Genomic DNA, 25,754 nt, shown 5'->3' on the forward strand with positions numbered 1-25,754 from the left:
AAATGTCTGGCACGCAACTGGCAAAATCGCGTCTTAAAGTGAAAACCCGCGTCGGGGCAAAAAATTGCAGATCGGAGGTCACGTCAGGGCAAAACGGACTGCAAGCCTCTGGTGCGTCAAGGGAAAACCGGCTTCGACAACACGGCGCACGTTGGACGTTCGCAACTGGGATGAGGGTGGGACGAATCGCGTAGCGCTGCACGTCGCGGGTGGTGCGTTGATCGGTGGGCTGGGTGGTGGAAGCATCGGGACGGCGTTGCAGGGCGCGGCGGGCGCGGGGCTGTCGGCAGCGATGGCGAAGCAACTGGACGATATCTACAAGGGCGTGGGATCAGCGACGGGTTCCGAGCTGCTCGGCAGCATCGCGGCGAATGTAGTGGCTGGTGTGGGCGGTGCGCTGGTCGGTGGCGCAGCGGGAGCCGCCACGGCCTCGAACGTCGAGCTGTATAACCAGTCCCTGCACCGGAAGAAGAATGATCTGGTTGCGCAGGCGTGCTCGGCGACTGGGCAGTGTAACGAGGCGGTGCTGAATGCGGCGATTCAGGCGCAGGGGGACAACGCACAACTTGCACTTGGGACAATGTCTCCAGATCATGTGTCGATCCAAGGCAACATCTATATTGCTTCAGGCGGCGTAGTAATTAATCTGCACAACGGCGATACATTTGGAAGTTGGGCGCTTGGTAAGCCCATCCCCACGTATTCGTTGAAGCCCGGGCTTTCCGTGACGTTCGGGAGTATTCTTGGTGGAGGCGGTGCAGAAGGTACTAGCTCGTACTTGGCCGGTGGCGGTGCTAATGCGTCAACGTTCGTACCTGTTCCTGGCTTCCCTGCCATTGGTGCGGGTGGTGGGATCAGTCACGCGTATGGTGGACAAACCTCCATTGAGTATGGTCTTGGCTTCCCGCCGGGTACCGCAGTGAATCCCATTAGTTATGGGTTTGACATGAAAAAGTAGAGGGGCCGATATGGCTGGACCATCGTTCAAACCGGGCCAATACGAGAAGCTGAGTAAAGGTCAAAAGACAATCTACTGGGTTGCCATCGTTATTGGATTTACTCTGATTGCCGGCATCTGGATTTATAAACTCGTTCTGGCACATTGAAACAACAGACCCAGCCTTGAGCTGGGTTTGTTGTTTCAATGTGCCGTTCAATCGTGCGTGATGACGAGCCTGCCGTGTTCGACCTCGATCCTCACGTGCTGGCCGGCCTCGAAGCCCGCAAGCTCAAGCCACCGCCCCGAGAGCTTGATCCACGGATAAAGCGGCGGGTCCGTGTGGGTTCGCGCATTGATGCGCCGGTATCGCCACGACTGCTGGACGGTGACGCGCCGCTCCGGATGGCGGGCAATGCATTAAGAATGGCATCAGCCATGATCAACTCCTTGCTCGAGTTGGTTGTGGTCAGCGGGCCGCAGGTGTTGGTAGCACCTGAATGTCTCCGCAGGCAACGACCTTCGCGTAGCCGGCAGCGTCCTTCACGCGGGCCAGGACGTGAGCATGGCCGGCAAGACGGTCACGATTGACTCCGCTTATGACACGTCTTCGCAGGCCGAGCAGCAGAAGGCGCACTCGGCGGGGTTGACGGTCGGCATCACCAATCCCGTTGTCTCAGCCGTCCAGACTGCCACGCAGGTGACGAAAGCCGCGCAGCATGTCGATGGCGATCCGCGTCTGCTGGCACTGACGGCTGCGACGACGGGCCTTGCCGCGAAGAATGCCTACGATGCCGTGGGCGGCGATCCGGTGAAGGCGGCAACCACGGTAGGCATCAACATTTCCCTGGGCGCCAGCAGTAGTCACAGCAGCGGCGAGGCGCAGTCGAGTATCGCTGTAGGCAGCACTGTCGCGGCGGGTCGTAACGTCACGATTGCAGCAGCGGGTGCAGGAGCCGACAGCAACGTCAACGTGATCGGCAGCACGATTTCGGCGGGCAACGACGCGTTGCTGGCGGCGCAGGGCAACGTCAACCTTCAGGCTGCGCAGAACACGGGCAGCCAGCGCAGTAACAGCAGCGGCGCAAGTGCGGGTGTCGGCGTGTCGATTTCGGCGCGTTCGACCAATGGCATCTCGTTCACGGCAAGCGCATCGGGCAGTCGCGGCAATGCCGACGGCGATTCGACCACGTGGGCAAACACGCACACCGTGGCGGGCGACATGTTCACGGTCCGGTCAGGCGGCGACACGAATCTGGTGGGCGCGGTGGCCTCGGGCAGGCAGGTCGTGGCCGACGTGGGCGGTAACCTGAACATCCAGAGTCTCCAGGATACGGATCACTACCGCTCGAAGGATCTGAGCGCAGGCATCGGCGTCAACGCGTGCGTGACGCCGCTGTGTGGGCGTGAACAGCCTGACGACCGGCACGCTCACGTCCAGCGAGATCCTGGCCTTCCCCCGTTCTGCCGGACGGGTAAATTAGCCCGTCATACGCTGCTCGAACTGAACCGGGCTAAGGAAGTTCAGTGTTGAATGTCGGCGATGCGGGTTGTAGAAACGCTCGATGTAGTCGAACACGTCGGCCCGCGCTGTGTCCCTCGTGCGATAGATGCTTCGGTTCACACGTTCGGTCTTCAAGGTGCTGAAGAAGCTTTCCATCGCGGCATTGGCGCTCCTATGTCAAGAAGTGCGTGCTGAATCGGCTAGGTCAGCCAGAATGAGCGGGTACAGTTCCCTGACGATATAGCGCTTCAGGCAGCGGTGAATCTCCTTGTTCGACATGCCCTCCCTGGTTCGTCGCTCGACGTATGCCCGGGTTCTCGGATCACTGCGCATGCGCACCATGGCAATGGTCCACAAGGCATTGTTTGCGGCGCGGTCGCCGCCTCGGTTCAGGCGATGTCGGACCGTTTTGCCAGAAGATGCCTGTAATGGACTCGTGCCACAAAGCGCGGCGAGAGCGGCATCGCTTTTCAACCGCTCCGGATTGTCGCCTGCAACGGCAACAAGCACTGCCGCCGTTTGAGGCCCAACGCCGAATCGTTCTCGAAGCCGTCTGGCATGCTTGAGGGTCAGTTGTTCGAGCATCGCGTCGAGCGTCTTGAGTTCCTCCGCGAGCGCCAAAGACGATGTTCAAACCGGCGGCTGGAATGGACTATTGGAATAGACAATGATGCAAGAGAAAGAAAGTGGCTTACCCTGCCCATGCTGTGAAAGCTTGACGATTGGTGTACGAGGCGATTATGAAATCTGCCCTGTGTGCGGCTGGGAAGACGATCCAGTGCAATCAGATGATCCAGCATTCGCAGGAGGCGCCAATCGAAGCAGCCTGAATGAGGCTCGCAAGCATTGGCGGACAACGAAAACGAAGGTGCATTAAAAACAACCCCGGCCTTGGCCGGGGTTGTTGTTTGCAGGGCTGTTCAATCGTGCATGATGACAAGCCTGCCGTGTTCGACTTCGATCCTCACGTGCTGGCCGGCCTCGAAGCCCGCGAGCTCAAGCCACCGCCCCGAGAGCTTGATTCACGGATAAAGCGGCGGCTCGGTGCGGGTTCGCGCATTGATGCGCCGGTAGCGCCACGACTGCTGGACAGTGGCCTTCCCCCGTTCTGCCGGACACATCAGCTAAGCTGACGTAATCCGACGAGGACGGAATGAGCAAAACGAGAAGGCACTTCACCGACGAATTTAAACGCGAAGCGGTCCGGCTATGCAACGAGTCGGGGGCCGTCTTAACCCAGATAGCGCGTGACCTTGGCATTGGCGAGAACCTGCTGCACCGTTGGGTCAGGCTGGCGCGAGATGGGGCGCTGGAGATGGACGCCAGCAAGCCACTGCGAGCCGAAGCACTTTCCGAAGTGCAGCGCTTGCAGCGCGAGTTGAGGCGGGTCACGATGGAACGCGACATTCTAAGAAAAGCGCTCGGCTACTTCGCGAAGGACCCGCAGTGAAGTATGCCTGGATAGTACGGCAGCGCGGCGTCTGGCCGACTCGGGCCATGTGCCGGTTGCTCGGGGTCTCGCATAGCGGCTTCTACGAATGGCTCGGCCGGTCACCGGGCAAGCGTTCGCAGGAGAATGTTCGACTCACGCGGCTGGTCCGGGAAAGTTTCGAGTCAAGCGACAAGACCTACGGTAGCCCACGCATCTGGCACGATCTGCGTGCAGCGGGCGAACGCTGTGGAGTGAATCGTGTTGCCCGATTGATGCAGCAGGCCGGATTGCAGGCTCGACAGCGGCGACGTCGCATGCCTGGCAATTCAGGGGCTGCTGCGGCTCACGGCATCGCGCCGAATTACCTGCAACGCCAGTTTGAAGCTGACGCGCCGAACCGGAAATGGGTCGCCGACTTTACCTATATCTGGACTGCAGAAGGCTGGGTGTTCGTTGCCGCCGTGATGGACTTGTACTCGCGCCGCATCGTCGGCTGGTCAATGAGCAACACGATGCATGCGAAGATGGTGGCCGACGCATTACTGATGGCGCTCTGGCGACGTGGCCGGCCCGCGCAACTGATACACCACAGCGACCAGGGCAGTCAGTACACCAGCGAGGACTTCCAGTCGCTACTCAGGCAGCAAGGCATTACCTGCAGCATGAGCCGTCGCGGGGACTGCTGGGACAATGCCGCGATGGAAAGCTTCTTCAGCACCTTGAAGACCGAACGTGTGAACCGAAGCATCTATCGCACGAGGGACACAGCGCGGGCCGACGTGTTCGACTACATCGAGCGTTTCTACAACCCGCATCGCCGACATTCAACACTGAACTTCCTTAGCCCGGTTCAGTTCGAGCAGCGTATGACGGGCTAATTTACCCGTCCGGCAGAACGGGGGAAGGCCAGTTTACCGGAGGCCGCTCACCGGCAGCGCCGGTTGTGGTGCGGGTCGATCAGATCAGTGCATGTATGTGACGCGACGCGCACGGTCGCTCAACTGCAGGCCTGCGTCGAGCAGCGCGATCGCGAACCAGCGTGCGGACTTGAGCATGCCGCTCACGCTCGGCATGGGCAGCCAGTCGTTGAGCAACTGCACGGCGGCTTCGCTGCGCGTGGACTGCAGGAGCGCGATGACCTGCAGCAGCGAGCCTTCGTCCTTCGCAAGTTCGGAGGCGCAGCGGCAGCGCGTGTCGAGCGGCCGGGACGAGGCGCGGCACAGCGTGCCCATCAGCAGATCGAAGTGGCCGATTCCCGCCACGCCGAGTCCCGCTTCGACGAGCACGCTGCGCCAGCTTTCCGCCTTGGCATAGGCGTCGCAGTGCGGGCGCAGCCAGGTGCGCACGGCGCGCAGGACGGTCTGTTCGGCGCTGTCGGGATGCTGGACGAAGGAGTCGTCGATCAGCGTGTCATTTCTCGCGAAAGGGGCGGTGTGGTTCATGGAGCCTCCTGTCGGCCGGCGTGAGTGCTTTAGCTGTCGATCCGGAACGGGTGCGCTTCCGCGCTTGCTCCGGGCCTATGCAAATCTGGCGAACGAATCGGGGTGCTGCCCGCGCGCCACGACTCATCATCCGAGTCGTGGCCGGTCGTCCGGCATGAGTTCCATTTTCGGACAAATCATCATCAAATGCAAATGATTCTCATTTGATGATGATTCGACGAATGATAAGACCTGGCGCCGCTGGGAAAAGACTGTTCCAGCCGGGCTGCTTAATGAGGGATAAGCGAGACGCTAAAGTGCCGGCATGCGTGTTCCAGTCCCTGGCACATCGTGAGAGTTGGCCCCGGCCCCATGAAGGCCGGGGCTTTTTTTTTGCGCCGCGCAAGGGCCTTCATCGCGGAACTGGTACGGATTTTGACCGGTGCGCAGGGCCATATCCCGACACATAAGTCATTGAACCGAAAGAAACAAGTAAGGTATTATTCGGGCCGCGCAGCGCGACTGCCTGCCGCGCGTCACAGCGCCCTGGGAGTCGAAAGCGCTGCTTTTGCGATCAGAAATGGGCCGTAACAGCCCATTTGTTGTTTTTCGTCTTAGTATGTTTCTTAATAAAAACAATGACTTGTGTCAATCGTAGATCCGGCCCGTGTTGTTGCGCTGCAAAACTTCCGTATTCCGTTTACCCTCGTTAACCCTTGAACGTGTGTTGCATTTCGCCTCGTCGCTGACAAATACATTACAGCCAGCCTGGTCCGATTTTCACCCCGCGTTAATCTTTCAAATTGCTTTCGCACCAGAGCGTGCGTTGTCGAAGCTTTTGCTCCGCATTTTTAAGGTCCCGTTGAAATGCAATCCGTTCCATTCCTGAGTCTGGCGATCTGGATTCCCATCCTGTTCGGCGTGGCTGTGCTGCGCCTCGGGTCGGATCGTCATCCGCAGCGCGCTCGCTGGCTCGCTCTTATTGGTGCCATCGTCGGCCTGCTGCTGACCTTCCCGCTCATCTCCGGCTTCGACAACCATGCGGCCGGCATGCAGTTCGTCGAGTTCCGCGACTGGCTGCCTGAATTCGGCGTGGCGTGGCGACTCGGTATCGACGGTATTTCGATGTGGCTCGTGGTGCTGACCGCGTTCACGACGCTCGTGATCGTGATCGCCTCGTGGGAATCGATCACGGTGCGCGTCGCCCAGTACTTCGGCGCGTTCCTGATTCTCTCGGGCCTGATGGTCGGCACCTTCGCGGCGACCGACGGCATGCTGTTCTTCGTATTCTTCGAAGCTACGCTGATCCCGCTGTACCTGCTGATCGGCACGTGGGGCAACGCGCGCCGCACCTACGCCGCGGTCAAGTTCTTCTTCTTCTCGCTCGCCGGCTCGCTGCTGATGCTGGTGTCGATGCTGTATCTCTACAGCCAGTCGCACACCTTCGACATGTCCGCGTGGCACAGCCTCACGCTCGGCTTCGTTCCTCAGATCCTGGTGTTCATCGGCTTCTTCGCGGCCTTCGCGGTGAAGGTGCCGATGTGGCCGTTCCACACGTGGCTGCCCGACGTTCACCTCGAAGCGCCCACCGGCGCGACCGTGCTGATGGCCATGCTCAAGCTCGGCGGCTACGGCTTCCTGCGCTTCACGCTGCCGATCACGCCCGACGCCGCGCACTTCTTCGCGCCGGCGATCATCACGCTCTCGCTCGTGGCCGTCGTGTACTCGAGCCTGCTCGCGCTCGCGCAGACCGACATGACCAAGCTGCTCGCGTACTCGACGGTCGCCCACATGGGTCTCGTCACGCTGGGCCTGTTCCTCTTCAACCAGATCGGCACCGAAGGCGCGATCGTGCAGATGATCTCGTACGGCTTCGTTTCGGGCGCGTTGCTGCTCTCGGTAGGCGTGCTGTTCGACCGTACCAGGACGCGTACGATCTCGGCCTATGGCGGAATCGTCAACGTGATGCCGCGCTACGCGACCTTCATGATGCTGTTCTGCATGGCCAACCTCGGCCTGCCGGGCACGTCGGGCTTCGTGGGCGAGTTCATGGTCATCATGGGCGCGATCCGCGTGAACTTCTGGATCGGCGCGATTGCCGCGACGACCATCATTTTGAGCGCTGCGTACACCCTGTGGATGTACAAGCGCGTGATCTTTGGCGCTGTGGCGAACAAGGGCGTCGCGAAGCTGGCCGACATCGGCCGTCGCGAGTCGCTGATCTTCGCTTCGCTCGCGGCGCTGGTGCTGGTGATGGGCCTCTATCCGAAGCCCTTCACCGACGCGATCGAGCTCTCGGCGGCGAACCTCGTCACCCAGGCCGGACGCAGCAAGCAACCCGTCGACGACGCAGCGCCTGCCGACGCAGTGCGCGCGGGCACGGACGTTCGTGCGTCGCAGCCGCATTCGCCGACGTGATTTCATAACAGGTTGACGACGCAACGAAGCGCCGTACCGCTGGAAGGCGGTGCGGCGTTTCGTTACGTGTAAGGGTTTTCGAATCTGCGATTCGAAAAGAGCCGCGGCGAGCCGTTGTCAAGGGCGGAGTGGGGCGCGCGTGCGTGTGTTCCCGAGGCGCGACAAACCTCGCGAACGCATGCGACAAAGTGTCTCAATCCTCTTTTGACAAAGGTCATTTTCCACATTCATTGATTGCGAAATATCAAAGCGGCTGTATGATGCGGGCGCGCTTCCTTTGTCGGATGTCAGGGGATGTGTCCGGAACTATTCAATGAATGAATTTCAGGCAAACGTGATGAAAAGAACGACCTTTCAAAGGTTATTGCTTCCCGTAAGCGCCGGATTGGCCATGTGTCTTTCTGGATGCAACATGGAAGTCCTCGACCCCAAAGGAAGTGTGGGCATGGCGGAAAAGTCGCTGATCGCGACCTCCACCTGGGCCATGCTGATTGTTGTGATCCCCGTGATCTTCTTGACGCTCTGGTTCGCTTACCGCTATCGCGCGTCGAACCGCAGCGCCACGTATGCGCCGAAGTGGTCGCATTCGACGGCTATCGAAGTCGTCGTCTGGACCATTCCGACGCTGATCATTCTCTTCCTCGGCGTGCTCACGTGGAAAACCACGCACGAGCTTGACCCCTACAAGCCGCTCGAATCGAACGTCAAGCCCATTAACGTCGAAGTCGTCGCACTCGACTGGAAATGGCTCTTCATCTATCCGGATCTGGGCATCGCCTCGGTGAACCAGCTGGCCGTGCCGGTCGGCACGCCGGTGAACTTCAGCATCACGTCGGATTCGGTGATGAACTCGTTCTTCATTCCGCAGCTCGGTACGCAGGTGTACGCGATGGCCGGCATGCAGACGCGTCTGCACCTGATCGCCGACCAGGCTGGCGACTACGCCGGCATGTCGGCGAACTTCAGCGGCAAGGGCTTCTCGGACATGAAGTTCCGCACGCTCGCCACGAGCCAGCAAGATTTCGACGCGTGGGTCCAGAAGGTGAAGGCGTCCTCGACGCAGCTTTCGATGGATCGATACGCGACGGTCTCGCAGCCGAGCGAGAAGGCGCCTGTCGAGTACTTCTCGACGGTAGACCCGAAGCTCTTCAACAACATCATCGCGAAGTACAACAACGGCCACGTCACGAATTTCAGTGACCCGTCGTGCGTGACCAAGGGGTAAGCAGGCATGTTCGGAAAACTTACACTGGATGCCATTCCGTATCACGAGCCGATTATCGTCGGCACGATGATCGGCATGGCGCTCATCGGGGCAATCGTGCTCGGTGGCGTCACTTACCTCGGTAAGTGGAAATATCTTTGGACGGAGTGGCTGACGAGCGTCGACCACAAGCGTCTTGGCGTGATGTACATCGTCGTCGCCCTCATCATGCTCGTGCGCGGCTTTGCCGACGCTATCATGATGCGTACCCAGCTCGCGCTCGCGTACAACGCGCCGGGCTATCTCCCGCCGCACCACTACGACCAGATCTTCACGGCGCACGGCGTCATCATGATCTTCTTCATGGCGATGGCCTTCATGGTCGGCCTGATGAACATCATCGTGCCGCTGCAGATCGGCGCACGCGACGTCGCGTTCCCGTTCCTGAACTCGCTGTCGTTCTGGATGACGGCCGTCGGCGCGGTCCTGCTGATGATTTCGCTCGTCGTGGGTGAATTCGCGCAGACCGGCTGGCTCGCGTATCCGCCGCTTTCGGAGCTTGCATACAGTCCGGGCGTCGGCGTCGACTATTACCTGTGGGCACTGCAGCTTTCGGGCGTGGGCACGCTGCTGACCGGCGTGAACTTCTTCGTCACGATCATCAAGATGCGCGCCCCTGGCATGACGATGATGAAGCTGCCGGTGTTCACGTGGACCGCGCTCTGCACGAACGTGCTGATCATGGCGTCGTTCCCGATCCTGACCATCGCGCTCGCGCTGCTCGGCCTCGACCGCTACGTCGGCACGCACTTCTTCACGAACGATGCCGGCGGCAACCAGATGCTGTACCTGAACCTGATCTGGGCCTGGGGTCACCCCGAGGTGTACATCCTGATCCTGCCGGCGTTCGGTATTTTCTCGGAAGTCGTGGCGACCTACGCGAAGAAGCCGCTGTTCGGCTACAAGGCCATGGTCTACGCGACCTGCGCGATCATGGTGCTGGCGTTCCTCGTGTGGCTGCATCACTTCTTCACGATGGGTTCGGGCGCGGACGTCAATGCGTTCTTCGGCATCATGACGATGATCATTTCCATCCCGACGGGTGTGAAGATCTTCAACTGGCTGTTCACGATCTACCGCGGCCGCCTCGAGTTCAGCGCTTCGGTGCTGTGGACGATCGGCTTCATGGTCACCTTCACCATCGGCGGCATGACCGGCGTGATGATGGCGATCCCGGGTGCGGACTTCGTGCTGCACAACTCGCTGTTCCTGATCGCTCACTTCCACAACGTCATCATCGGCGGCGTGCTGTTCGGCTATCTCGCCGGCATGAACTTCTGGTTCCCGAAGGTTTTCGGCTTCAAGCTCAACGAAAAGCTCGGCAAGCGCGCATTCTGGTTCTGGCTGGTCGGCTTCTACGTCGCGTTCGTGCCGCTGTACGTGCTCGGCTTCATGGGCGTGACGCGTCGTCTGAACCACTACGACAATCCGGCATGGCATCCGTGGATGGTCATCGCCTGGGTCGGCGCCGTGCTCGTGCTGATCGGCATCCTGCACCAGTTCGCGCAGCTGTACGTTTCGATCCGCGACCGCAACCTGCCGGAAAACCGCGACCTGACGGGCGATCCGTGGGGTGGCCGTACGCTGGAGTGGTCGATCTCGTCGCCGCCGCCGTCGTATAACTTCCCGGTCATCCCGCACGTGAGCGAACTCGACGAATTCGCGCACCTGAAGGAAACGGGCCGCGAAACGCCGGACGTCGCGAACACGAAGTACACCGATATCCATATGCCCTCGAACACGAGCGCTGGTGTGTTCATCGGCTTCTTCAGCCTGGTGCTCGGCTTTGCTGGCATCTGGCACATCTGGTGGCTCATGATCGTTGGCTTCGTCGGCATTGTCGGCACCGCCATCGCGTACAGCTTCCAGAAGAACGAGGGCTACTACATCCCGGCCGCCAAGGTCCGGGCAGACGAAGAACTGCGCAATCGCGCACTGGTCAAGGCGTTCGAAGAGAAGCAACGCCGTGGCAAGGTTGAAGCAGCACTGGAGGCCAACTGATGTTGACGAAGACAAGTGCGGCCGCACTCGCGGAGCACGATCACCACGATCACCCGCCGTCACACTCGGTGTTCGGCTTCTGGCTGTACCTGATGACGGACTGCATTCTGTTCGGCTCGCTGTTCGCAGTGTTCGCCGTGATGCAGAACCAGTTCGCCGGCGGTCCGACGGGCAAGGACCTGTTCGACATCCCGGGCGTCGCGCTGGAAACGGCGGTGCTGCTGCTGTCGTCCATCACGTACGGCTTCGCGATGATCGGCGCGCACAAGAAGCGCACCGGTCAGGTGCTGTTCTGGCTGGCCATTACGTTCCTGCTGGGCGCGACGTTCCTGTATTTCGAACTGCATGAATTCGCGCACCTGATCGAAGAAGGCGCAGGCCCGCAGCGCAGCGCGTTCCTCTCGTCGTTCTTCACGCTGGTCGCCACCCACGGTATCCACGTGACGTTCGGCATGATCTGGATGGTCGTCCTGATGGTGCAGGCCGCGAAGGCGCCTGTTCTCGGCGAGCGCGAAATCCGCCGCCTGACGTGCCTCAGCCTCTTCTGGCACTTCCTGGACATCGTCTGGATCTGCGTGTTCTCTTTTGTTTATCTTGCGAGCGTGATCTAAATGAGTGCTCATTCCATCCACGAAGAAGAAAGCCACGGCAGCTTCGGCGGCTATCTGGCCGGTTTCATCCTGGCGGTGGTGCTCACGGCCGCTTCGTTCTGGCTCGTCCTGCATGGCGGCTTTCCGCGCGAAACCGCGCTGATCGGCCTCGCCGTGCTGGCCGTCGTGCAGATCCTCGTTCACCTCGTGTTCTTCCTGCACATGAACACGTCGTCGAGCCAGCGCTGGAACGTGACCGCGTTCGGTTTCACGGCGTTGACCGTGCTGATCGTCGTGATCGGCACGCTGTGGGTCATGCACAACGTCAGCATGAACATGATGTCGCGCTAAGCGTTCATCGTTGCCGGACTTGCGCGTCGTTCCTCGAACGGGGCGCAAACGAAAAACGCCGCCAGGCCTTCGGGCCGGCGGCGTTTTCTTTGGGGCTCGCGGATCTCGCCGGGACGTTCTTCGCGAGGCAAACGCGCGCTCGCCTACGCGCCGAAGCGCTGGCGCACGATGTCCGCGACGGCCTTGCCGAGCCGATGGTGTTGCGCGGCTTCGAAGTGGACGCCGTCCGTAGGGCTGACCGCCGCGAATTCGCCGGCGTCGAGAAACGCCGAGCCGTACTTCACGGCCACGCGCTCGTAGAGCGGGGCGAGCAGGCGGGATTTGGCCGCACCGCCCGCGAAGATCGCGCCGAGAAAGCCGATCTCCTCGATCGGCACGGGCGACATCAGCAGCACGTGCGGCGTCGAGCCGCCCGGACCCGCGCGGCACGCGACCAGCGTTTCGAGCAGCACGTCGACCGAATTCGCGATGTCGGCCGGCGTGACGGAAAAGCGTGTCTTGAGGTCGTTGGTGCCGAGCATCAGCGCGACCACGTCGACGGGCAACTGGCTTTCGAGGCACGGCCGCAGGTACGCGTGCCCGTTCTTGTGCCGGCCTTCGATCGGATCGTCGTGAACCGTGGTGCGTGCGGGCAGGCCTTCCTCGACGATCGTCCAGCCTGGTCCGAGCGCCTCGCGCAGCGCTCCGGGCCAGCGGTCGGTAGGGCCGAAGCGTTCGAGGACGCCGGGCGCGGTCAGCGGCTTCGTGCCGTGCGTATTGGAATCGCCGTAACAGAGCAGGGTGCGTGACGTCATGGTTTGCCTCTCTCCAGGTTGCGGGGTTGCCGGGGGTGCAATGCCACTACTCAGCATGGGAGATTACTAGACGACCGGTCTAGCCGCTCGGTAAGATGCGATCCCATGAACGCAGCCGCAGCCGCCGATGTGCGGCAACATATCCTCGATACCGCCATGCCCATCTTGCTGGGCAAGGGCTTTTCCGCAGTCGGTCTCAACGAGATCCTCGCGGCTGCCGGTGTGCCCAAGGGGTCGTTCTATCACTATTTCGGCTCGAAAGAGGCGTTCGGTGAGGCGCTGCTGAACGCGTATTTCGCCGAATATGCGGAGCGCCTCGACGATCTGCTGGTGCGGCAACCGGGTACGGCAGCCGAGCGGCTGCTGTGTTACTGCGAGCATTGGCGCACGACTCAATGCGCCGACGACCCGGTCGGCAAGTGCCTCGCGGTAAAACTGGGCGCGGAGGTGAGCGATCTTTCCGAGGCGATGCGCGCGGCGTTGCGTCTCGGCACGGACACAGCCATTTCGCGCATTGCTGCCTGCATCGAGGAAGGACGGGCGGACGGCTCGCTCGCAAACGTGAACGATGCCGCGACAGCGGCGGTGACGCTCTATGAACTGTGGCTGGGCGCGACGCTGCTCGAAAAGATCCGCCGCGACCGCAAGCCGCTCGACGCCGCCATGGCGACCACACGAATCCTGTTGAACCTGCCTCCGGGCAACTGATCGAACGCGAAGCTGCGGGGAGCGGCGCGCGAGATCGCCGCGGATTGCGCCGATGAACTAGACAACCGGTCTAATAGTAACGTATTCGCTACGCCGAAAAGACCGGTTCCAGGGGCGCATGAGCGCCCGAATCTCACCGATAAAGGAACGCCGATGAAAGTTCTGATCGTTTTGACCTCACACGAAGAGCTCGGCGACACGGGCAAGAAAACGGGTTTCTGGCTCGAGGAATTCGCTGCGCCGTACTATGCCTTGCGCGACGCGGGCGTCGAGCTCACGCTCGCTTCGCCCAAAGGTGGCCAGCCGCCGCTCGATCCGAAGAGCAGCGATCCTTCGGCGCAGACCGGTGCGACGCGGCGGTTCGCGTCCGACAAGCAGGCGCAAGCGGCGCTTGCCAATACGAAACGTCTCGCCGATGTCGACGCCAGCGCGTTCGACGCCGTGTTCTATCCGGGCGGCCACGGCCCGCTTTGGGATCTCGCGGAGGATCCCGTGTCCATTGCGCTGATCGAAAAGACGATCGCCGCCGGCAGGCCCGTAGCCGCCGTTTGCCACGCGCCTGGCGTGCTGCGTCATGTGAAGGGCGTGGACGGCAAGCTGCTCGTGGCCGGCAAGTCGGTCACCGGTTTTTCGAACGCCGAAGAGGCGGCGGTGCAACTGACCGAGGTCGTGCCGTTCCTCGTCGAGGACATGCTGAAGGCGAGCGGCGGCCAATACACGAAGGCCGCCGACTGGCAGCCGCACGTGGCCACCGACGGCCTGCTCATCACGGGGCAGAATCCGGCGTCGTCCGAGCCGGTTGCCGAGGCTTTGCTCGCGGCGCTGCGCCGCACCTGATCGTTCGTGCTCGTTTCGTTCCCGCTCGTTTCGTTCGAGCGAGTGCGCCTGTTTTCCCCGTTTTTTCCTTTCGGCAACGCTGCGAGCGGCGGCTGTCCGTCCGCGCCCGGCTCCGTCTTGCCGGGAGGAAATCCCGTTTTGCCAACCGGCGCGGGCGCCGCGCGCAGCGCGACCTGTGTCAACAAAGGAGCTGTAGATGTCCGCATTGTTCGAACCGTTCAAGCTCAAGGGCGTATCCCTGCGCAACCGCATCGCCGTGCCGCCGATGTGCCAGTACATGGCCGTCGATGGCGTGATCAACGACTGGCATCACGTCCACTACGCGCAAATCGCGCGCGGCGGCGCGGGCCTCGTGATCGTCGAGGCGACGGCGGTTTCGCCCGAGGGCCGCATCACGCCGGCTTGCGCGGGCCTCTGGAACGACGCGCAGGCCGAGGCATTCAAGCCGACCGTCGCGGCGATCAAGGCGGCGGGCGCCGTGCCCGGCATCCAGATCGCGCACGCGGGCCGCAAGGCGAGCGCAAACCGCCCGTGGGAAGGCGACGACCACATTGCCGATAGCGACGCGCGCGGCTGGCAGACCATCGCGCCGTCGCCGATCGCGTTCGGCGCCCATCTGCCGAAGGTGCCGCAGGCGATGACGCTCGACGACATCGCGCGCGTGCGCGAGGACTTCGTGGCCGCAGCGAAGCGTGCGCTCGAAGCCGGTTTCGAATGGCTCGAGCTGCACTTCGCGCACGGCTATCTCGGCCAGAGCTTTTTCTCGACGCACTCGAACCAGCGCGACGACGCGTACGGCGGCAGCCTCGAAAACCGCAGCCGTTTCCTGCTCGAAACGCTGGCTGCGGTGCGCAAGGTCTGGCCCGAGCATTTGCCGCTGACGGCGCGCTTCGGTGTGATCGAGTACGATGGCCGCGACGAAGAAACGCTCGCCGGGTCGATCGAACTCGCGAAGGGTTTCAAGCGCGAAGGGCTCGACATGCTGGGCGTGAGCGTCGGTTTTTCGACGCCTGCGGCGCAGATTCCGTGGGCGCCCGCCTTTCTCGCGCCGATCGCGCAAAAGGTGCGCCGCGCGGCCGGTCTGCCGGTGTCGTCGGCGTGGGGCATCGGCACGCCTGAACTGGCCGAGCGCTCGGTGGCCAGCGAGCAACTCGACCTCGTGATGGTGGGCCGCGCGCATCTTGCGAATCCGCACTGGCCGTACCGCGCGGCCCAGGCGCTTGGCGTGGAGCGCGCCGCGTGGACCTTGCCCGCCCCCTACGCGTACTGGCTCGAGCGCTACAAGGCCGGCTGAGCACCGCCGGGATTTGCCGATCAGCACGACTGTCGATGACGAGGGAATTTCAATGACTGTCTATCTATTTGCGAGCATCACGCCCAAGCCCCAGCATGTCGCCGAAGTGGAAGCGCTGATGCGCGACATGGTCTCGCACACGCGCAAGGAGCCGGGCAATTTGCGCTATGACCTGTTGCGCCGTGCGGACGGCGCGCCGGGCTTTCACCTCTATGAAGCCTATGTCGACGAGGGCGCGGTGCAAGCGCATCGCGAGAGCGCGCATTTCGCCGCATACCGCGCGCAGATCGCCGCGTGGGTAACGGAGCCGCCCGAAGTGAAGCTGTTGACGGGCGTGGATGTCGCCGACTGAAGCGGCGATTTCGTCGCGTTCGTGATCGCGTTCGGCGAGCGCCGGACATCGTTTCGCAGCGGTGTCCGGCGTATTGCTTTCGAGCGCCGCTTAGCCAGCCATATCGAGCACGACGCGGCCTTCGATTGCGCCGCGCTCCATGCGCGCGAACACGTCGTTGATGTTCTCGAGCTTGTCCGTGGAGACGGTGGCCTTCACCTTGCCTTCTTCGGCGAACATCAGCGACTCTTCGAGGTCGAGGCGCGTGCCGACAATCGAGCCGCGCACCGTCACGCCGCCTAGCACCATGTCGAAGATCGGCAACGGGAAGTCGCCGGGCGGCAGGCCGTTCAGCGACACCGTGCCGCCCCGGCGCACCATGCCGAGCGCCTGTGAAAACGCAATGGGCGATACCGCGGTGACGAGCACGCCGTGCGCGCCGCCGATTTCCTTCTTCAAATACGCAGCGGGGTCGGTCGTTTTCGCGTTGACCGTCACGGCCGCGCCGAGGCGTTTCGCGAGTTCCAGTTTCGTATCGTCCACATCGACGGCCGCGACGTTGAGTCCCATCGCGCGGGCGTATTGCACGGCCATGTGGCCGAGGCCGCCCACGCCGGAAATGACGACCCAGTTGCCAGGGCGCGCGTCGGTGACCTTCAGGCCCTTGTAGACCGTGACGCCCGCGCAGAGCACCGGCGCGATCTCGATGAAGTCGATATTTTTCGGCAACCGCCCTACGTAATTCGCGTCGGCCTTTGCATATTGAGCGAAGCCGCCGTTCACCGAATAGCCTGTGTTCTGCTGCTGCTCGCAAAGCGTTTCCCAGCCGCCCAGGCAATGTTCGCAATGGCCGCACGCCGAATAGAGCCATGGGATGCCCACGCGGTCGCCTTCCTTCACATGCGTAACGCCCGCGCCCACACCGACGACATGGCCGACTCCCTCGTGACCCGGAATGAAGGGTGGCTGCGGCTTGACGGGCCAGTCGCCGTGCGCGGCGTGCAGGTCCGTGTGGCACACGCCGCACGCTTCGATCTTCACGAGCAGTTCGCCGGGCCCCGGGGTGGGCACAGCCACTTCCTCGAGCACGAGGGGTTGGCCAAATGCGCGGACTACCGCGGCTTGCATCGTCTTGTTCATCGTCGAGCTCCTGAATGGCGGCGCGCGGCTGGATGCGAAGCGCATCGCGGTGTCGCCTTGCGTCCGCGGCTGATTTTCAAGTTTGGCGGAAAGAAGGTTCGTGTGCGATGAGCGTGCGCAAGCGTCGCTTCGGGCGGGAAATAGGCGGCGAAGCCTTTTCAGACGAATCTGCCGTTAAGTTAATATTGAATAAGGTGCCGTAACAGTCCCGTTGCCGAGAAACCATGAACCCGATGCAAAGCGATTTTCTCTTCGAGCGCGCGAGCGAGAGCCATTTCGCCGGCGATTTGCCGTGCGCGCGTCAGTTGTATATGCAGATTCTTGCCGGCGATGCAACGCATGCGGGTGCGATGTTTCGGCTCGGCGTCATCGGTTTGCAGGAAGGCGTACCGGCCGATGCGATCCTCTGGCTTCAACGCGCGCTCGCCATCGAGCCCGGCCAGCGGCGCTATCGCGAAGCGCTGGCGCAGGCATGGGCGATGGCCGGACGCCATGCCGAGGCGGCGGACCTGTATCGCGATCTGCTCGCAGACGACGCATCGTCCGCCGATCTCTGGTGCGGGCTTGGCTCGGCGTTGCAGGCCCAGGGGGCGCTACGCGAAGCGGTCGATGCATGGCGCTCGGCGCTCCAGTGCGACGCGAACCGCGGCGACGCCTGGAACAATCTCGGCAATTGCCATCGCCTGCAGCGCGAACCCGGCGAGGCCGAAGCGGCGTATCGCCGCGCGCTTGCCGTGCAACCGGGCGACGCTACCGCGTTGACGAACCTCGGCACGCTGCTGCAGGAGCAAGGGCGCGACGAGGCGGCGCTCGACAGCTTGCGCGCCGCGTTGGCGGCGGGGCCGGAGGCGGCGGCCGCGATGATCAACCTCGGCGTGCAGTTGACCCGCCTCGGGCATCTGGACGAAGCGTTGCCCTTGCTCGAGCGCGCGACGGCCCTCGAGCCTCACCTCGCGCACGCCGCCTATAACTACGGCGTCGCGCTTCAGGCGCACGGCGGTCTGCGCGAAGCCGAAGCGCAATATCGCCGCGCGCTCGCGCTCGACCCCTCGCATGCGCAAGCGGCCAACAATCTCGGCAACGTGTGCCGCGATCTCGGCGCGTATCGGGCCGCGCGCGAAGCATACGAAACGGCCATGCGCGTGCGGCCGGATCTCGTCGATGCGTACAACAACGCCGCCAACCTGATGCGCACGCTCGGCAGTCTCGACGAGGCGCACGCGACGCTGCGCAAGGCCCTGAGCATCGACCCGTCGCACTCGGCCACGCTCAACAACCTGGGCAACGTCCTGAAGGACAGTGGAGACCTGGACGAAGGCGTCGAATGTTTTCGCCGGGCCGCGGCGAGCGAGCCCGGCAACGTCATCGCGCACAGCAATCTTCTGTATGCCTTGTCGTTTCAGGCCACGGATCCGCAGGTGATCCTCGACGAGGCGAGACGTTGGTCCGCACAGCACGAGGCGCCGCTGAGCACGGCACGCATCCGCGCGCATGCCGGATCTGCGCACGGAAGGCGATTGCGCATCGGCTACGTATCGGCGGATTTTCGTGAGCATTGCCAGGCATTGTTCACGACGCCGCTCCTTGCCCATCACGACCGCATGCGCTTCGAGATTCATGCCTATTCGAGCGTCGCGAGGCCCGATGCGACGACCGCGCGCCTTGCCGCGCATGTCGAGAAATGGCACGACGTCCGTACCTTGAGCGACGCGGCGCTGGCGGACAAGATCCGTGCGGACGGCATCGACATCCTCGTCGATCTCACGATGCATATGTCCGACGGCCGGCCTCTCGTGTTTGCGCGCAAGCCGGCGCCGGTGCAGGTCGCGTGGCTTGCGTATCCGGGCACCACCGGGATCGAGGCGATCGACTGGCGGCTCACCGATCCCTGGCTCGACCCGCCGGCACACGACGGCCACTACAGCGAGCGGTCGTGGCGTCTGCCGCACACGTTCTGGTGCTATGCCCCACTTGATTCGGAACCCGAAGTGAATGCGCTGCCCGCGCCGCAGGCGGGGCATGTCACGTTCGGCAGCCTGAACAACCCCTGCAAGCTCACGGATACGACACTGCGTTTGTGGGCGCGCGCGCTTGACCGATTGCCCACGGCACGCCTCGTGCTCATGGCCGCCGAGGGCGACGTGAGGCATCGCCTTGCACAGCGGCTGGCGCGAGCCGGCATCGACCCGGTGCGCGCGCGCTTCCTGCCGTTCAGGCCGCGCGACGCCTATTTGCGCAGCTATCACGAGATCGATGTCGGCCTCGACACGCTGCCGTACAACGGCCATACCACGTCGCTCGACGCGCTGTGGATGGGCGTGCCCGTCGTCACGCGCATCGGGCCCACGGTGGCAGGGCGTGCGGGCTGGAGCCAGCTGGCGAACCTCGGTCTCGCGGAACTTGCCGCCCGTTCCGACGATGCGTTCGTGGAGGCCGCGGTGAACCTCGCGACCGACCTGCCGCGACTCGCGGGGCTGCGCGCGACGCTGCGCGAGCGCATGGCGCAGTCGCCGCTCATGGACGGCGAGCGCTTTGCGCGCGGTCTCGAGGCCGCGTACGAAGGCATGTGGCGCGCCGCGGCGCAATAGCGCGACCTGGCGCAAACAAAATATAGCGCGGCCTGGCGCGCAAATTCGCAGCACGGCTCGCGGCAGCCGGGCTGCGAAGCACACGCTCGGCGTGCTGTATAAATATACAGTAAAATCTGAGCCTGACAGCCAGGGCCGCGCACCGGATTCTCCGCGCGCGCCGCGCTGCAAGCTGCCGGGCCGCGCCGCCACTCGCGCGCCGTCCGGCCCCATGCGTGTGATCCAGCCGGAATGCCAGCGCAAGTGAGCGAAAACCGATCCATCCGAATCCGTGGTGCCCGCCAGCACAACCTCAAGAACCTCGATCTCGACCTCCATACCGGTGAAATGACGGTCGTCACCGGGCCTTCGGGCTCGGGCAAGTCGAGCCTTGTGTTCGATACCCTTTACGCGGAAGGCCAGCGCCGCTACGTCGAAACGTTCAGCGCCTACGCGCGCCAGTTCCTCGACCGCATGGACCGGCCGCAGGTCGATCGCGTCGACGGCGTGCCGCCCGCCATCGCCATCGACCAGACGAACCCCGTGCGCAGCTCGCGTTCTACGGTCGGCACGATGACCGAGTTGAACGATCATCTGAAGCTGCTTTACGCGCGCGCCGCCAGTCTGTTCGACCGCGTAACGGCGCAGCCCGTGCGGCACGATACGCCCGAGACGATTTACGCCGAGCTGATGGCGCGAACCGCTGTCGGCGATCCGCGGCTCGTGCTCACGTTTCCGGTCGAGTTGCCCGATACGACGACCGAGGAAGAAGTCGCGCAATGGCTCTCCGCGAGCGGCTATACGCGCGTGCAGGCGCAGCGCGAGGTGAAGACCGCCGACGGCACGCGCAAGCTGCTCGACGTGGTCGCCGACCGTTTCCGCATGCAGAACGTCGAGAAGAGCCGCGCGATCGAGGCGATCGAAGCGTCGCTCAGGCGCGGCGGCGGTCGCGTGAACGTCCATGTGCTGCCCGACAGCGGAGCCGATGCGCAAGCCGAGCCGCAGATCTGGCGCTTCTCGACCGGCCTGCATTGCCCCGACAGCGACCTGCGCTACGCCGACCCGCAACCCGCGCTGTTCTCGTTCAATTCCGCCTATGGCGCCTGCGACGCGTGCCGCGGCTTTGGCCGCGTGATCGGCGTGGACTGGGGGCTCGTGATCCCCGACGAGCGCAAAACGCTGCGCGGCGGCGCGATCAAGCCGTTGCAAACGCCCGCGTGGAAGGAATGCCAGGACGATTTGATGCGCTATGCCGCAAAGGCCGGCATTCCGCGCGATACGGCATGGTCCGAACTCACCCGGGCGCAGCGCGATTGGGTCATCAACGGCGCGCCCGACTGGAAAGGTAGCTGGCAAACGCAGTGGTACGGCGTGAAGCGCTTCTTCCAGTATCTGGAATCGAAGGCCTACAAGATGCACATTCGCGTGCTGCTGTCGAAGTACCGCAGCTACACGCCGTGCGAAACGTGCGGCGGCGCGCGCCTGAAAACCGAGTCCCTGCTGTGGCGTCTCGGCACGCAGCAGAACGCCGACGAAGTGCTCGCGCCGTCCGCGCGCTTCCTGCCGCACGGCGTGGAGTGGGCGCGCGCGCAGCTCGAAGCGCTGCCGGGCCTCACCGTGCACGACGTCATGCTGCTGCCGATCGAGCGCATTCGGCGCTTCTTCGACACTCTTTCGCTTTCCTCAGCATTGCTCGACGATGCGCTGAAGCTGCTGCTTGCCGAAGTGCGCACGCGCCTGAAGTATCTCTGCGACGTGGGCCTCGGCTACCTCACGCTCGACCGCCAGAGCCGCACGCTCTCGGGCGGCGAAGTGCAGCGCATCAACCTGACCACGGCACTCGGAACGTCGCTCACGAAAACGCTGTTCGTGCTCGACGAGCCGAGCATCGGCCTGCATCCGCGCGACCTCAACCGGATCGTCGAAGCGATGCACCGGTTGCGCGACGCGGGCAATACGCTCGTCGTGGTCGAGCACGATCCTTCGGTCATGCTCGCTGCCGACCGTCTCATCGACATGGGCCCCGGCCCCGGCGAGCGTGGTGGCACGATCGTCTACGACGGCACGCCCGACGACATCCGCTCCTCGGGCACCTTGACCGGCGAATACCTGGGCGGCCGTCGCGCCGTGGCCGACGCCTCGCACTGGGAACGCCGCCCTGTGGACGCCGCGACGCCGAGCCTGCTGCTCGAAGGCGCGAGCGAGCACAACCTGCGCGACGTGACCGTGCAGATTCCGCTGCAGCGCCTCGTTTGCGTGACGGGCGTATCGGGTTCGGGCAAGTCGACGCTCGTGCAGGACGTGCTGTATCCCGCATTGGCGCGTCATCTCGGCAAGGCCACCGAAGCTCCGGGCACGTTCCGCAAGCTGAGCGGCGCGGAGCAGATCAGCGACGCCGTGTTCGTCGACCAGTCGCCGATCGGCAAGACGGCGCGTTCGAATCCGGCCAGCTATGTCGGCGCGTTCGACGAGATCCGCAAGCTGTTTGCCAAGGCGGCGCTCGCAAAGCAGCGCGGCTATACGGCGGGCATGTTCAGCTTCAACTCGGGCGAAGGGCGCTGCCCGACCTGCGGCGGCTCGGGCTTCGAGCACATCGAAATGCAGTTCCTGAGCGATGTCTATCTGCGCTGTCCCGATTGCGATGGCAGCCGCTACCGCGCGGAAGTGCTCGAAGTGAAGATCGAACGCGGCGGCCGCACGCTTTCGGTAGCGGACGTGCTCGACCTCACGGTGAGCGAAGCGGTGCGATGCTTCGCTGAGGATGCCGAAGTACTGCGCGTGCTGCAGCCGATCGTGGACGTGGGGCTCGAATACGTGAAGCTCGGCCAGCCGGTGCCGACACTCTCGGGCGGCGAGGCGCAGCGCCTCAAGCTTGCGGGCTATCTCGCCGAGACGGCGCAGTCGCGCGGCAAGGATGCGGGCGGCCGCCTCTTCATGTTCGACGAGCCGACCACAGGTTTGCATTTCGACGACATCGCCAAGCTCATGCGCGCGTTCGGCAAGCTGCTCGCGGGCGGTCATTCGCTGCTCGTCATCGAACACAATCTCGACGTGATCCGCGCGGCCGACTGGCTGATCGATCTCGGCCCGGAAGGCGGCGATGCGGGCGGCGAGATCGTCTGCGTCGGCACGCCCGACGACGCGATTGCGTGCCAGCGATCGCACACGGGCGCGGCGCTCGAGCGCTACGAAGCACAACTGCGCAGCGGCGCCGAGCCGTTGCTCGCCGAAGAAGAGGGCGTGGCGCTGCAAACCGCGTTGCGCGCGGCGCAGGCGCGCCGCGAAGTCCAGGGCGAGGACGTGGTGCGCATCGTGAACGCGCGCGAGCATAACCTCAAGGCGCTCGACGTCGATATTCCGCACGGTCGCTTCAACGTCATCACGGGCGTGTCGGGTTCGGGCAAATCCACGCTCGCGTTCGATATCCTCTTTCACGAGGGGCAGCGTCGCTACCTGGAATCGCTCAACGCCTACGCGCGCTCGATCGTGCAGCCCGCGGGCCGCCCCGAAGTCGATGCCGTGTACGGCATTCCGCCGACCGTCGCGATCGAGCAGCGCCTGTCGCGCGGCGGCCGCAAGAGCACGGTCGCCACGACCTCCGAGGTGTGGCACTTCCTGCGTCTGCTTTACGTGAAGCTCGGCGTGCAGCACTGCGTGCATGACGGCACGCCCGTCACGTCGCAAAGCGTCGATGCGATCGTCGCACAACTGCTGCGCGAGCATCGCGGCCAGCATGTCGGTCTGCTCGCGCCGCTCGTCGTCAATCGCAAGGGCGTGTACACCGATCTCGCGAAGTGGGCGAAGGCGCGCGGCAACACGCATTTGCGCGTGGACGGGGAATTCGTGCCCGTCGCGCCATGGCCCAGGCTCGATCGCTTCCGCGAACACACCATCGAATTGCCGGTGGGCGATCTCGTGATCGAGCCCGAAAACGAGGCGCAATTGCGCTCGATGCTCGACGCAACGCTCGAGGCGGGCAAGGGTATCGTGCATCTGCTCGCGCCGCTCGACGGCCTCGATCGTGCGCTCGGCAACGGCGGCTCGACGGCGCACATCGGCGCCGTGAAAGTGCTTTCCACGCGGCGCGCTTGCCCTGTGTGCGGCACGAGCTATCCCGAGCTCGATCCGCGCATGTTCTCGTATAACAGCAAGCACGGCTGGTGCACGACCTGCGTCGGCACGGGCCTCGCGCTCACGCGCGAGCAGCGCGCCGCCTACGACGACACCATCGTCGCCGAAGACGGACGCGGACGCGAGCAGACGCTGCCTTCGGAAGAGCAGGAGCCCGAAGGCATGGTCGACGAGCCGTGCCACGATTGCGGCGGCACGCGACTGAATCCGGTGGCGCGCGCCGTGACGTTCGACGCGCATCCGATCGTCGATGTCGCGCAATGGACCGTTGCGGATACGCGCCGCTGGATCGATGCGCTGAAGCTCGACGGGCGCGACGCGCAGATCGCGCGCGACGTGGTCAGCGAGATCCGCAGCCGTCTGCAGTTCCTCGAGGAAGTCGGGCTTGGCTATCTGAGCCTCGATCGCGCCGCGCCGAGTCTTTCGGGCGGCGAGGCGCAGCGCATTCGTCTCGCGGCGCAACTGGGCAGCAATTTGCAGGGCGTGTGCTACGTGCTCGACGAGCCGACCATCGGTCTGCATCCGCGCGACAACCAGATCCTGCTCGACGCGCTGCGCAACCTTGGCGAGAAGGGCAACACGCTCGTCGTCGTCGAGCACGACGAGGACACGATCCGGCGCGCCGATCACATCATCGATATCGGACCGAGCGCGGGCAAGCGCGGCGGCCGCGTGGTCGCGCAGGGCAGCGTCGCGGATCTCGCGGCGCAGGCCGATTCGCTCACGGGCCGCTATCTCGCGCAGCCGATCCAGCACCCGCTGCAGCCGCGCCGCGAAGTGCGTCCCGCGCGCGCGGGACGCGAGGCGGTGCCGGGCCAATGGCTCACGGTGCACGGCGGCAAGCTGCACAATCTGCGCAACGTCACCGCGCAGATTCCGCTCGGGCGCCTCGTGGCCATTACCGGCGTGAGCGGTTCCGGCAAGTCCACGCTCGCACGCGACGTGCTGCTTTCCAACCTGCTCGACGCGGTGGGGCGCTCGGTACTTTCGTCGCCGGCCGTGCGCCGCGCGCGCAAGGCCGCGAAAGAGCGCGCGCCGAGCGCGGCGGAACGCCGTTCGAGCGTGCTTGCGCGCGCGAGCGCCAAGCCGAAGCTGGAGGTTTCGCATAGCTGGCAGGGCTGCGATTCCATCAGCGGATGGGAGAGCATCGACCGCGTGCTCGAAGTCGATCAGACGCCGATCGGTAAAACGCCGCGCTCGTGTCCCGCCACCTATATCGGCGTGTGGGACGCGATTCGCCGGCTCTTTGCCGGGACGCTCGAGGCGCGCGCCCGCGGTTACAGTGCGTCGCGCTTCTCGTTCAACACCGGCGACGGACGTTGTCCCGCGTGCGAAGGCCAGGGCGTGCGCACCATCGGCATGAGTTTCCTGCCCGACGTGAAGGTTCCGTGCGACGTGTGCCACGGCCAGCGCTTCAATCCCGAAACGTTGGCGGTGACGTGGCGCGGCCGGAACATCGGCGAAGTACTGACGATGGAAATCGACGAGGCCGTGGAGTTCTTCGCGTCGATCACGAATATTTCGCATCCGCTGCAACTCATGAAGGACGTGGGTCTCGGCTATCTCACGCTCGGCCAGCCTTCGCCCACGCTTTCCGGCGGCGAGGCGCAGCGCATCAAGCTCGTGACCGAGCTGTCCAAGGTGCGCGACGACGTCACGCGGCGCGGCCAGAAGGCGCCGCACACGCTCTATGTGCTCGACGAGCCGACGGTCGGCCTGCACATGGCCGACGTGGCGCGACTCATCAGCGTGCTGCACCGGCTTACGGACTCGGGGCATAGCGTCGTGGTGATCGAGCACGACCTCGACGTGATCGCCGAGGCCGACTGGATCATCGACCTCGGGCCCGAAGGCGGCGTGGGGGGCGGCACCATCGTCGCCGCCGCCGATCCCGAAGCGCTCGCGAAGGTGCCGGCGAGCCATACCGGTGTGGCGCTTGCGCCGGTGCTCGCGCGTGGCCGGAGCCGCGCCGAAGTTGCCGATCGGAAACCGGCGGCCGACCGGCGAGCGGCAAGCTAAACGGTTTATCGCCGG

The 25,754-nt window shown here is 63.9% G+C and carries 20 protein-coding genes and 2 pseudogenes; 15 read left to right on the plus strand and 7 right to left on the minus strand.

Annotation, left to right across the window (positions count from 1 at the left end; all coding sequences use genetic code 11):
* Nucleotides 1-151 precede the first annotated feature (151 nt).
* Nucleotides 152-958: a polymorphic toxin type 22 domain-containing protein gene (locus BLU17_RS11395; protein ID WP_091996833.1), complete on the plus strand. Its 807-nt coding sequence runs from the start codon at nucleotides 152-154 to the stop codon at nucleotides 956-958.
* Between the two features lie 195 nt (nucleotides 959-1,153).
* Here the strand turns inward: BLU17_RS11395 and BLU17_RS11400 are convergent, their stop codons facing one another.
* Nucleotides 1,154-1,354, minus strand: coding sequence for a SymE family type I addiction module toxin (locus BLU17_RS11400; protein WP_091996902.1), 201 nt, complete (start codon nucleotides 1,352-1,354; stop codon nucleotides 1,154-1,156).
* Nucleotides 1,355-1,433: 79 nt separating this feature from the next.
* Between BLU17_RS11400 and BLU17_RS11405 the strand changes: the two genes are divergently transcribed.
* Entirely contained in the window at nucleotides 1,434-2,471 is a 1,038-nt protein-coding gene (locus tag BLU17_RS11405; protein WP_281247811.1) for a hemagglutinin repeat-containing protein, read from the plus strand.
* Here the strand turns inward: BLU17_RS11405 and BLU17_RS11410 are convergent.
* Both BLU17_RS11410 and BLU17_RS11415 read right to left on the minus strand, forming a co-directional pair.
* A pseudogene (locus tag BLU17_RS11410) lies at nucleotides 2,418-2,606 on the minus strand (IS3 family transposase); the annotation flags it as partial. The gene BLU17_RS11405 and the pseudogene BLU17_RS11410 overlap by 54 nt on opposite strands.
* A gap of 12 nt (nucleotides 2,607-2,618) precedes the next feature.
* Nucleotides 2,619-3,062 (minus strand): annotated as a pseudogene (locus tag BLU17_RS11415) (transposase); the annotation flags it as partial.
* A 49-nt stretch (nucleotides 3,063-3,111) separates the two neighbouring features.
* Between BLU17_RS11415 and BLU17_RS11420 the strand changes: the two are divergent.
* On the plus strand, nucleotides 3,112-3,318 hold the full coding sequence (locus BLU17_RS11420) for a CPCC family cysteine-rich protein (RefSeq protein WP_091996903.1): 207 nt from the start codon (nucleotides 3,112-3,114) through the stop codon (nucleotides 3,316-3,318).
* Between the two features lie 43 nt (nucleotides 3,319-3,361).
* Here the strand turns inward: BLU17_RS11420 and BLU17_RS34225 are convergent, their stop codons facing one another.
* Nucleotides 3,362-3,463, minus strand: a complete 102-nt coding sequence (locus BLU17_RS34225) for a SymE family type I addiction module toxin (protein WP_281247812.1) — start codon at nucleotides 3,461-3,463, stop codon at nucleotides 3,362-3,364.
* Nucleotides 3,464-3,594: 131 nt separating this feature from the next.
* Between BLU17_RS34225 and BLU17_RS11430 the strand changes: the two genes are divergently transcribed.
* A protein-coding gene (locus BLU17_RS11430) for an IS3 family transposase (RefSeq protein WP_091996835.1) occupies nucleotides 3,595-4,751 on the plus strand; the annotation gives its coding sequence in 2 pieces (ribosomal slippage) (nucleotides 3,595-3,862 and nucleotides 3,862-4,751; 1,158 coding nt in all).
* A gap of 84 nt (nucleotides 4,752-4,835) precedes the next feature.
* On the opposite strand, the gene BLU17_RS11435 is transcribed toward BLU17_RS11430, so the two are convergent.
* A complete protein-coding gene (locus BLU17_RS11435; protein WP_091996836.1) occupies nucleotides 4,836-5,315 on the minus strand; it encodes a hypothetical protein in 480 nt (159 codons plus the stop codon).
* Between the two features lie 846 nt (nucleotides 5,316-6,161).
* Here BLU17_RS11435 and BLU17_RS11440 point away from each other — a divergent pair.
* From BLU17_RS11440 to cyoD, 5 genes are all read left to right on the plus strand, one after another.
* Nucleotides 6,162-7,712: an NADH-quinone oxidoreductase subunit M gene (locus BLU17_RS11440; RefSeq protein ID WP_091996837.1), complete on the plus strand. Its 1,551-nt coding sequence runs from the start codon at nucleotides 6,162-6,164 to the stop codon at nucleotides 7,710-7,712.
* 337 nt (nucleotides 7,713-8,049) lie between these two features.
* The gene (gene cyoA / locus BLU17_RS11445; protein ID WP_091996904.1) at nucleotides 8,050-8,937 is read left to right on the plus strand and encodes a ubiquinol oxidase subunit II; all 888 of its coding nucleotides are present in this window, start codon (nucleotides 8,050-8,052) and stop codon (nucleotides 8,935-8,937) included.
* A 6-nt stretch (nucleotides 8,938-8,943) separates the two neighbouring features.
* Complete coding sequence (cyoB, locus tag BLU17_RS11450; RefSeq protein WP_091996838.1) at nucleotides 8,944-10,977, plus strand: cytochrome o ubiquinol oxidase subunit I; 2,034 nt, start codon at nucleotides 8,944-8,946, stop codon at nucleotides 10,975-10,977.
* Nucleotides 10,977-11,588 carry a cytochrome o ubiquinol oxidase subunit III gene (gene cyoC, locus BLU17_RS11455; RefSeq protein WP_091996839.1) on the plus strand — a complete coding sequence of 204 codons (612 nt, stop codon included), beginning with the start codon at nucleotides 10,977-10,979 and terminating at the stop codon, nucleotides 11,586-11,588. Before cyoB ends, cyoC begins: the two co-directional genes overlap by 1 nt.
* Complete coding sequence (cyoD, locus tag BLU17_RS11460; protein ID WP_091996840.1) at nucleotides 11,589-11,918, plus strand: cytochrome o ubiquinol oxidase subunit IV; 330 nt, start codon at nucleotides 11,589-11,591, stop codon at nucleotides 11,916-11,918.
* A gap of 143 nt (nucleotides 11,919-12,061) precedes the next feature.
* Here the strand turns inward: cyoD and BLU17_RS11465 are convergent, their stop codons facing one another.
* Nucleotides 12,062-12,712 (minus strand): SGNH/GDSL hydrolase family protein, encoded by a 651-nt coding sequence (locus BLU17_RS11465; RefSeq protein ID WP_091996841.1) that lies wholly within the window; start codon nucleotides 12,710-12,712, stop codon nucleotides 12,062-12,064.
* A 105-nt stretch (nucleotides 12,713-12,817) separates the two neighbouring features.
* On the opposite strand from BLU17_RS11465, the gene BLU17_RS11470 reads away from it, so the two are divergent.
* From BLU17_RS11470 to BLU17_RS11485, 4 genes are all read left to right on the plus strand, one after another.
* Complete coding sequence (locus tag BLU17_RS11470; RefSeq protein ID WP_091996842.1) at nucleotides 12,818-13,420, plus strand: TetR/AcrR family transcriptional regulator; 603 nt, start codon at nucleotides 12,818-12,820, stop codon at nucleotides 13,418-13,420.
* 153 nt (nucleotides 13,421-13,573) lie between these two features.
* On the plus strand, nucleotides 13,574-14,257 hold the full coding sequence (locus BLU17_RS11475) for a type 1 glutamine amidotransferase domain-containing protein (protein ID WP_091996843.1): 684 nt from the start codon (nucleotides 13,574-13,576) through the stop codon (nucleotides 14,255-14,257).
* A gap of 196 nt (nucleotides 14,258-14,453) precedes the next feature.
* Complete coding sequence (locus BLU17_RS11480; protein ID WP_091996844.1) at nucleotides 14,454-15,551, plus strand: NADH:flavin oxidoreductase/NADH oxidase; 1,098 nt, start codon at nucleotides 14,454-14,456, stop codon at nucleotides 15,549-15,551.
* A 52-nt stretch (nucleotides 15,552-15,603) separates the two neighbouring features.
* Nucleotides 15,604-15,903, plus strand: coding sequence for a putative quinol monooxygenase (locus BLU17_RS11485; protein ID WP_091996845.1), 300 nt, complete (start codon nucleotides 15,604-15,606; stop codon nucleotides 15,901-15,903).
* A gap of 90 nt (nucleotides 15,904-15,993) precedes the next feature.
* Here the strand turns inward: BLU17_RS11485 and adhP are convergent, their stop codons facing one another.
* Complete coding sequence (adhP, locus tag BLU17_RS11490) at nucleotides 15,994-17,022, minus strand: alcohol dehydrogenase AdhP (protein ID WP_091996846.1); 1,029 nt, start codon at nucleotides 17,020-17,022, stop codon at nucleotides 15,994-15,996.
* Nucleotides 17,023-17,246: 224 nt separating this feature from the next.
* Between adhP and BLU17_RS11495 the strand changes: the two genes are divergently transcribed.
* Both BLU17_RS11495 and uvrA read left to right on the plus strand, forming a co-directional pair.
* On the plus strand, nucleotides 17,247-19,610 hold the full coding sequence (locus BLU17_RS11495) for a tetratricopeptide repeat protein (protein ID WP_245746813.1): 2,364 nt from the start codon (nucleotides 17,247-17,249) through the stop codon (nucleotides 19,608-19,610).
* 243 nt (nucleotides 19,611-19,853) lie between these two features.
* Nucleotides 19,854-25,739 (plus strand): excinuclease ABC subunit UvrA, encoded by a 5,886-nt coding sequence (gene uvrA / locus BLU17_RS11500; RefSeq protein WP_091996906.1) that lies wholly within the window; start codon nucleotides 19,854-19,856, stop codon nucleotides 25,737-25,739.
* Nucleotides 25,740-25,754 lie beyond the last annotated feature (15 nt).

The organism is Paraburkholderia lycopersici (assembly GCF_900096975.1).
Classification (GTDB): domain Bacteria; phylum Pseudomonadota; class Gammaproteobacteria; order Burkholderiales; family Burkholderiaceae; genus Paraburkholderia; species Paraburkholderia lycopersici.

Excerpts from the sequence above, each read along its gene's own strand:
- BLU17_RS11420 (WP_091996903.1), top strand. The coding sequence starts at position 3,112 with ATGCAAGAGAAAGAAAGTGGCTTACCCTGCCCATGCTGTGAAAGCTTG.
- BLU17_RS11435 (WP_091996836.1), bottom strand. The coding sequence starts at position 5,315 with ATGAACCACACCGCCCCTTTCGCGAGAAATGACACGCTGATCGACGAC.
- BLU17_RS11440 (WP_091996837.1), top strand. The coding sequence starts at position 6,162 with ATGCAATCCGTTCCATTCCTGAGTCTGGCGATCTGGATTCCCATCCTG.
- cyoA (WP_091996904.1), top strand. The coding sequence starts at position 8,050 with ATGAAAAGAACGACCTTTCAAAGGTTATTGCTTCCCGTAAGCGCCGGA.
- cyoB (WP_091996838.1), top strand. The coding sequence starts at position 8,944 with ATGTTCGGAAAACTTACACTGGATGCCATTCCGTATCACGAGCCGATT.
- cyoC (WP_091996839.1), top strand. The coding sequence starts at position 10,977 with ATGTTGACGAAGACAAGTGCGGCCGCACTCGCGGAGCACGATCACCAC.
- cyoD (WP_091996840.1), top strand. The coding sequence starts at position 11,589 with ATGAGTGCTCATTCCATCCACGAAGAAGAAAGCCACGGCAGCTTCGGC.
- BLU17_RS11465 (WP_091996841.1), bottom strand. The coding sequence starts at position 12,712 with ATGACGTCACGCACCCTGCTCTGTTACGGCGATTCCAATACGCACGGC.
- BLU17_RS11470 (WP_091996842.1), top strand. The coding sequence starts at position 12,818 with ATGAACGCAGCCGCAGCCGCCGATGTGCGGCAACATATCCTCGATACC.
- BLU17_RS11475 (WP_091996843.1), top strand. The coding sequence starts at position 13,574 with ATGAAAGTTCTGATCGTTTTGACCTCACACGAAGAGCTCGGCGACACG.
- BLU17_RS11480 (WP_091996844.1), top strand. The coding sequence starts at position 14,454 with ATGTCCGCATTGTTCGAACCGTTCAAGCTCAAGGGCGTATCCCTGCGC.
- BLU17_RS11485 (WP_091996845.1), top strand. The coding sequence starts at position 15,604 with ATGACTGTCTATCTATTTGCGAGCATCACGCCCAAGCCCCAGCATGTC.
- adhP (WP_091996846.1), bottom strand. The coding sequence starts at position 17,022 with ATGAACAAGACGATGCAAGCCGCGGTAGTCCGCGCATTTGGCCAACCC.
- BLU17_RS11495 (WP_245746813.1), top strand. The coding sequence starts at position 17,247 with ATGAACCCGATGCAAAGCGATTTTCTCTTCGAGCGCGCGAGCGAGAGC.